Source organism: Domibacillus sp. 8LH (genome assembly GCF_038806185.1).
GTDB classification, from domain to species: Bacteria; Bacillota; Bacilli; order Bacillales; family Domibacillaceae; genus Domibacillus; species Domibacillus indicus_A.
On record NZ_JAVJNG010000009.1, the window covers coordinates 129631 to 137215 of the forward strand.

The 7585-nt window shown below is 42.3% G+C and carries 7 protein-coding genes; all 7 read left to right on the forward strand.

What is annotated here, in order from left to right; translation table 11 throughout:
- Positions 1-279 precede the first annotated feature (279 nt).
- The gene (locus RG959_RS12880; RefSeq protein ID WP_251270493.1) at positions 280-603 is read left to right on the forward strand and encodes a PadR family transcriptional regulator; all 324 of its coding nucleotides are present in this window, start codon (positions 280-282) and stop codon (positions 601-603) included.
- Positions 596-1156 (forward strand): HAAS signaling domain-containing protein, encoded by a 561-nt coding sequence (locus tag RG959_RS12885; protein WP_342797440.1) that lies wholly within the window; start codon positions 596-598, stop codon positions 1154-1156. Before RG959_RS12880 ends, RG959_RS12885 begins: the two co-directional genes overlap by 8 nt.
- Positions 1149-1946 carry a DUF4097 family beta strand repeat-containing protein gene (locus RG959_RS12890; protein WP_342797441.1) on the forward strand — a complete coding sequence of 266 codons (798 nt, stop codon included), beginning with the start codon at positions 1149-1151 and terminating at the stop codon, positions 1944-1946. The genes RG959_RS12885 and RG959_RS12890 overlap by 8 nt, the downstream gene beginning before the upstream one ends.
- A 23-nt stretch (positions 1947-1969) precedes the next feature.
- Positions 1970-2833: a hypothetical protein gene (locus RG959_RS12895; RefSeq protein ID WP_342797442.1), complete on the forward strand. Its 864-nt coding sequence runs from the start codon at positions 1970-1972 to the stop codon at positions 2831-2833.
- 174 nt (positions 2834-3007) lie between these two features.
- Positions 3008-4564, forward strand: coding sequence for a histidine kinase N-terminal 7TM domain-containing diguanylate cyclase (locus RG959_RS12900; RefSeq protein ID WP_342797443.1), 1557 nt, complete (start codon positions 3008-3010; stop codon positions 4562-4564).
- Positions 4565-4786: 222 nt separating this feature from the next.
- Complete coding sequence (locus RG959_RS12905; RefSeq protein WP_342797444.1) at positions 4787-6007, forward strand: PD-(D/E)XK nuclease family protein; 1221 nt, start codon at positions 4787-4789, stop codon at positions 6005-6007.
- A gap of 719 nt (positions 6008-6726) precedes the next feature.
- The gene (locus RG959_RS12910) at positions 6727-7386 is read left to right on the forward strand and encodes a hypothetical protein (protein ID WP_342797445.1); all 660 of its coding nucleotides are present in this window, start codon (positions 6727-6729) and stop codon (positions 7384-7386) included.
- Positions 7387-7585: the final 199 nt, after the last annotated feature.

Below are 7585 nucleotides of genomic sequence, written 5' to 3' on the forward strand. Positions count from 1 at the left end.
CTGTGTAAAAAATGCATGAGGTAATGCTTCTGCAGGAAAAATAATAAATGAAAGCTTGAGGAATGTAACGACCCTCAGGCTTTTTATGTTTAAGAGCATAGTTATGTCATGCATAGCTTTACTTGTTTTGGTGAAGCATCACAAATGGCAGCAGAACAAGTGGGAAATAAAATTCAGTACCTTGTAATAATTAGTAGTGGATATTACTATATATTTACATCGTATCAAGTATAAACCGGTACTGTTTATTATACAGTAGTGGAAAGAGGTGAATAACGTTTGAATGTACAATTTAAAAAAGGAGTTTTGGAATTATGCGTACTGGCACTTTTAAATAAAAAAGACCGGTACGGCTATGAGCTGGTGCAAAAGATTTCGGACCAGATTGAGATTTCAGAAGGCTCCGTTTATCCGCTGCTGCGCCGCCTGACAAAAGAAGAATACTTTACGACCTATTTGCAGGAATCATCCGAAGGTCCATCACGCAAGTATTACGCGTTAACGGACAAAGGACGCACCTATCTGCGCGAGCTGATTGCAGAATGGAATGAATTTTCAAGAGGAGTTAACCAATTAATTAAAGAGGGTGGGAATGATGAATAAACAGCAATTTTTGCGTGAGCTTGATTCGTCGCTGGAAGCTATTTCTTCAGCTGAGCGGCGTGAGATTTTACAGGATTATGAAGAATATTTTTCTATTGGGCTTGAAGAAGGAAAAACGGAAGAAATGATTGCTTCCTCACTCGGTTCGCCGCGCCAAATCGGCAAAGAACTGGCCGCGTCGCATCAGGTAGAGCGGGCAAAAACATCTGCCACGGCCGGCAATATAATGCGGGCTGTCTGGGCGGTTATCGGACTGGGCTTTTTCAATTTAATTATCGTACTTGGCCCATTAGTGGCGCTTATCGGAGTGTTGGCCGGCGGATGGGCTGCTGGCGGTGCAGGCGTGACTTTTCCACTGGTGGTTATAGTAAGTGCTATTCTAAATACAGGAACATTTGAATGGTACGACGTATTTGTTTCTCTTGCGTTTGCTGGACTCGGCATATTTATTTTAATTGGTATGTTTTTTGCGACAAAAGCACTGTTAAAAGGATTCGTCCGTTATTTAAAATGGAACGCATCTCTTGTAAAAGGAGGATTGCAGCATGATTAAGAAATTGTCTGTTTTAGCCCTTTTTTTGCTGCTGATTGGCGGCACTGGAGCCGTTTTAACGTTCAGCCGGTCCAACACGGCGGCCCAGATTTCAGAAAGTAAAACATTCAGTGCTGCTCCCATCAACACAGTTGAACTTAATACCGACAATGCGGAAGTAAACGTTATGGTTACACCTGAAGAAACGGCTAGAGTAGAGGTAAGCGGCGCCGGTAATCCTGATAACGATATTTCATTTGATGCAGATACGGAAGACGGAGCATTAAAGGTACAGCTTCATGAACAGCAGCGGAAATTTTTCACGATTGGCTTTGTTTCATCAGATTTGACATTAAGTGTGTATCTGCCTGAAAAAACCTATCAGTCGATTTATATTACTAATCGCAACGGGCGTGTACAGCTTCAAAAAATGGATACAAATCAAATGGATGTTCATGTGAACAATGGGCAAATACAAGCGAAAGATATTGCGGCGAAAGAAGTCAAGGTACAAGCGGATAATGGGAAAATTTCTCTTGAACATGTCGATGGAATCTTAAATGGAAAAGTAGCGAACGGAAGCATACATGTATTAACGAAAGATTTAGACCGGTCAATGCAGCTGGCGAGCAACAATGGAAGCATTACCGTGCAAACCGAGCAAGAACCGACGAATACAACATTTGACGTGCATAAAGATAATGGCGAAATTAATATTTTAAATAAGTACAGCGATAATGCCCGTTTTGGCGAAGGGAAAAATATCATTAAGCTGAAGACAAACAACGGGAAAATTACAGTCACAAAATAAAGGTAAGAAGGAGAGCGGGAAAAATGAACGCTGTAAAAAACGTATGGAGAGAAGAGCCGGCTCTTACAGCAGCCGGTTTGCTGGGATTTACGCTGGCTGCTTTTTGTGCAGTCATGATGGCTGTTCAAGGAGTCATTGTACCGCCAGAGGGAAATTTACTCAGTGCTTTTTCATTTAATGCAGCGCTCGGCTTGTTTTTGATTACAACCGCTTTTTTAGTGCCCTTAGCCGGATTCAGCCGGCGTAAGCGGCAGATTTTTTGCTGGTCCTATCTCGTGTGCGCTTTTTACAGCTATGGAGCCGAAACGGTTCAGCATATGCGCGGCTTCTCTCCTCGGTACAGTCAGGCCGGCGGGACTGCTGATGCGATTGTCGGCGGTGTATTTGGATTGATAGCCGTTTTAATGATTGTTTATTACGTTGTGCTTGCCTGGCCGTTTTTCCGCACGCGCCTTTTAAAGGACCGGCCGCTTCTAACGATTGGTATTCGGTATGGCATGGCAGCAACGATGCTTTCATTTGCTGGAGGTCTCTGGATGATTGCCCTTCAAAGCCGCTACACCGGACTAGAAGGAAATATCATTTGGTTTCACGGCCTTGGCTTTCATGGCCTGCAGATGATGCCGATTTTGGCCCTGCTGGTTGAAAGAAATCCATCCATGTCTGAGAAAAGCCGGCGGCGCTTCCTTCATGCTGGCGGCACTGCCTGGCTGTTATTGATTATCCTGATTGGATGGCAGACGACTCTGGGTTATTCTGTTTTTTATCCGAATGCTATTATGCTCATAAGCGGCGGTTTACTGATTGGCTGGGTCGCCGTATTTATCAGGGCCATTATACCGGTTTTGAAAAACAGACACCTTTCTTTGTCTCATAAAAAAATATAAAAAGAAGCAGAGGTCATCTGCTTCTTTTTATATTTTCTTCATATCGAATACATGGTAAATTACGGAAGAGTTATGCTTCAACTAAAAAATATACAAAAGCATTCGTCCAAAGTAAGGTGGAGATGATATAGTAGTAAAGAATGTAATACTTTTTTGCTAATTGAGGAGAGAGATATGCCGCACTACATACTGATTTATATCCTAGTATTGATTGCAGGTGCCTCCGTGAGTTCTTTTTTAGGAATCTACGCTTTTATAAAAATTAAACATGCACCCGGTGGAAAGTACTTTTGCGTGGCTGCCTTTCTGGCTGCTTTTTTTGCGGTAACTTATGCGTTTGAGCTGATGTCTCAATCATTGAAAGATATTTTGTTTTGGGTCGCCGTTGAATATGTGGCGATTTCTTTTCTGCCAGCGGTGATTTTGCTTATGTGCCTTGATTATACCGGGCGAAACGTCAAAAGATGGATGTATATTCCCCTGCTTGGCATTCCGGCTGCCACGCTTATTCTGCATTGGACAAATTCTTTTCATCACCTTTATTACTCCTCCGTCGGTTTGCGCACCGATACAGCCTACCCGCTGGCAAACCTTGAAGGAGGATTGTGGTTTTTTGTTCAATCCGTGTTTCTTTATTTCTGCATGGCAGCAAGTGTATGCATTCTGCTTTGGCAGCTGAGAAAAGTAACTTTTCGTTTTCGAATGCAAATTTTATTAATGGTAGCGGGCCTTTTGGTCCCGCCAGTTTCAAGTATTTTTTATATAAGCGGCTGGAGCAGGGGAATCGATCTCGGCCCGGTGTCTATGTGTCTTGCTTTTTTATTTCAAGGAGCAGCGCTTTTGCGCTTTCAAATGTTTGATGTAGTTCCTATCGCCCGTGAAACCGTTTTTGAAGGACTGGAAGAAGGGGTAGTCGTTTTAAATGAAAATGATATTGTCGTAGATTATAACCAGGCAATGAAAACCGTTCTGCCTGCTTTGACCGTTCACACGATTGGCCGGCCGCTGAGAGAAGTGATTTCGGCAAACGAGCAGCTGGCCTCCATTCTGTGCCAGGGGGAGGAATGTGATTATAAGCTCGATCAGCCCGAAGAAACGCTTCATTTCCAAGTCCGTTTTACCCCTTTAAAAGATAAAAAGGGGGAGAAGATTGGCAAAATCGTCATGTTTATCAACGTAACCGAGCGGGTGCAAATGGAAAAACAATTGCAGAAACTGGCTCGCCTGGACGGCTTGACCGGTATATTAAACCGGACTTTCTTTTTAGGTCAGGCAGAAGCGGCCTGCAGGCAGCTTCAAAAAGAAGAAGGCGTCGTCTCGATAATTATGTTTGATATTGACCATTTTAAGCGGGTGAATGATACATTCGGCCATGAAGCAGGAGACCGTGTGCTTACAAGTATTGTACACCGGGTTGGGAAGAACATGCAGGCAAACGATTTATTCGGCCGTTATGGCGGAGAGGAATTTATTATTTTCCTTCCCCACGCTTCTTTACCAGAAGCACGCGAGCGGGCAGAGGCTATCCGTAGAGCTATCGCAGAAACGGTCATTCAGCTGGGAAAAGAGACGCTCAGTGTAACATCGAGTTTTGGCCTGTCCCATACGCGGATCCAAGCAGGCAGTCCCGATTCTCCGGTACAGGAACTGATGCGTGAGGCGGATCAAGCGCTTTATACGGCTAAACGAAATGGCCGAAATCGTGTGCAGGTGTTTAAGCAGGCACTTTAAGTGAAAGCAGCTTCCAGGAGACAAGGAATCTATTAGAGAAGGAGAACATCACGCCTGTTCTCCTTTTTTCTATGTAGAAACCGTCGATTAAGGCGCTTACTTTTATAGGGAATGTGTATTTAAACAAAGATGAATCGTACAGTATGGTGGTTATCAGGAGCTTTTATGAATATTTTTTATGATCATATTCATGATACAATAGAATGAAAAAGGAGGAGAGAAATGGAAAAAAGAACATGCCCAGACCTCGGATATGCAGAGCAGACAGCGGATAGAACAGCTTATCCACAAGTCATCGCAGACCGGGGAGATGCCCTGCTGCTTCTCTACTCACATGATCAAGGCCGCGTATACATAAAGAATGAAAATAAACTGTATGCCGCGATGCATTACGAGGCTATTTTAAAGTCTGGCTATTGGAACGAGTACAGGGGAGAAAATGTGGCCGCCTGGATCAATGCCTATGCGGAAAAAGCGGATGAGCCAAAAAGCTTATTCCAATTTGTTACAAGTGAGCTGTCACAAGATGCGTTTTTGTGCTGGTTTGCGCAATGGGCGGCACCATATGGGAAAACAGCAGATGAGGTTTTACATAAATGTGCGCTGTTGTTTTTGGAGCGGATGTTTAAAAAGCATGGAGAAGTACTTCCGGAAGTGAAGTCCATTGGGATGATCCAGCAGTTTCAAGGGCTGGATGTGTTACTGCTAGTAAATGATCATGCCGCTGTTTTAATTGAAGACAAAACGAATACAAGCGATCATTCCGATCAGCTGGCCCGTTATTTGGAAGCGGTTCAAAAAGCGTATCCTCACCGAAAGCCGCTGCCGATTTACTATAAGCTAGCAAGCCAGAGTCATTATCGGTCGTGCGACAAAGCGGGTTATGCGCCATTTTTGCGGGAAGACATGATCGATGTGCTGAACGAAGGCAAGAGAGCAGGTATTACAAATCACATTTTCCTTGATTATTTAAAACGGCTGGAGGAAATCGAAGCAGGGTATCAATCATACCGGTGGCTTCCGGTTTCAGCTTGGACCTCCTCCTCATGGCAGGGATTTTACTGGCTGCTTCAACGTAAGCTTCAAAATGGAAATTGGGGTTATGTGGCCAATATGGCCGGTGGATTTGAAGGGTTCTGGTGGGCAAAAAACAGAAACCATGCGTGTTATTTCCAGCTTGAACAAAGCCGTTTATGTATCAAACTAGCAGAGCCAGATCCGCTCCGCCAGCGGGAGGCACGTATGAAGACTTTTGCGCGTCTGCTGGAGCAGCCAGCAGTGAAAGATCTCTCCTTTGAAAAACCAGGCCGTCCCCAAAATGGAAAAACGATGACGATTATGGTGAAAAACGATTATTTGCAAACGAATGAAGATGGAACTGTGAATGTGGAAGCGACGATTCATTTATTAAAAGAAGTGGAAGAAAAAGTTATATTTTCTTAAGCTTATCTGTCTCGGGAAACGATAACGCTTCGCCGCCGGCAGGAGAGGCAGCAATAGATTGCACCGCTGGGCTCTGTTCCGGCGGTTTTTTCTTTTGTTTTTATTTTGCATGACGAAGTGAACAGCCTGCCTTGCTTATAGGAGCAAACAGGCTTTTTTTACAGTTGTTAATTTCCGTTAAAAGGAAAAAAATAAAAAGTTAAACGGAGAAAATCTGCTGTTTAGAAGTGTTATATCAGAAAAGTAGTTTGTTGGCAGTTCCGAACAATGACGAGGAATGTTTGTGAATAATTATGCAGAAAGATGTTTTTAAGTACCAAACAAAGGAGATGCTGCTTACCTCAATTTTTGTCGAATTCATTCAAAAAAGCAAGACTTCTTTTGAAATGAATCTCTTTTTTTCTGCTATATCAGCCAGTTTTCGTTGTATAAGGGTATACAGTTCTAAAAAGCGACAAAATAGAATTCGGTTTATAATGGCTGACTGTTTAAGTTCCTATAAAAAACATTTTAAAGATATTTGTTACATTATGGATAATTATAGGATTTGCTATCTGTTTAAGTTCATACTATGATAAGAAAAGTGAAACTGTGATAATTAACCTATAAATCTATTTGTAAAAAAGTGCGTATTTTAAGCCTGGCATTCATTGTTGAAGCCGCGGCTGTCTTAAATGGGAAAGCATCATTTATAATCGAATCAAAAGAGAGCGTGGTCATTGGTGGGAGCCTTATCTGCAAAAACAAAATGGATCTTGTTTGTTTGTCTCATAATGGCCATCGCAGTTGTTATTGCTGTTGGAGCAGTCAGGTATGCGGACACAAAGGAAGTGATCAGCCGTATTGCCCCGGATGCGAGAAGGACGGCGGAGGCATGGGCAAAAGAGATAACAAAAGAAGAAATAAAGGAGGTTATTCAAAGTAAAAGCAGGGACAGTAAAGCAGCCCGGAAGCTTGAAGAGCATTTTAACCGGCTGTCTCGGTATGAGCCGCAGCTGACACATGGATATATATTTGGTGCAGAATTGAAAAACGGTACTGATACCCGCTTCATAGCAGCATCAACGGACTTAGCCGATGCAGCGGAGAAAAACGGTTTAGAAACGGGAGATTTTTACACACAGCCGGCCAATATTGCAAATGTAATAGAAGAAATGAAAAAAAAGAAAACCACTATCATATCCAAGCCTTATTCAGATGATTATGGAACCTGGCTTACAGTCGTTAAACCATATTTGGATGAGCACGGAGAGGTTTTTGCGTATTACGGCATTGATTATGATGTTAAGCCTTATGTAGATTATCAGCGGAAAGTACTGCTAATGACTGGGAGCATTCTTTTAGTCCTGCTGCTCGCCGTCATTTTTCTTATGATGTAAGAAGAATGAAAAAGAGCAGCCTTTATTCTTTGCGAGTCCGCCTGCTCCAACAGTTGTTGGAGTATTTTTTTTTTTTTTTTTTTTTTTTTTTTTTTTTTTTTTTTTTTTTGAAAATTTTTCCTTTTTTTTTTTAAAAAAAAAAAAAAAAAGGAAGGGGGTTTTAAAAAAAAAAATTTTTTAAAAAAAGGGGTTTTTAATT

What these genes read in the sequence shown, in the direction of transcription:
- RG959_RS12905 (WP_342797444.1), top strand. Translation starts at nt 4,787, where the DNA reads ATGGAAAAAAGAACATGCCCAGACCTCGGATATGCAGAGCAGACAGCG.
- RG959_RS12890 (WP_342797441.1), top strand. Translation starts at nt 1,149, where the DNA reads ATGATTAAGAAATTGTCTGTTTTAGCCCTTTTTTTGCTGCTGATTGGC.
- RG959_RS12895 (WP_342797442.1), top strand. Translation starts at nt 1,970, where the DNA reads ATGAACGCTGTAAAAAACGTATGGAGAGAAGAGCCGGCTCTTACAGCA.
- RG959_RS12885 (WP_342797440.1), top strand. Translation starts at nt 596, where the DNA reads ATGAATAAACAGCAATTTTTGCGTGAGCTTGATTCGTCGCTGGAAGCT.
- RG959_RS12900 (WP_342797443.1), top strand. Translation starts at nt 3,008, where the DNA reads ATGCCGCACTACATACTGATTTATATCCTAGTATTGATTGCAGGTGCC.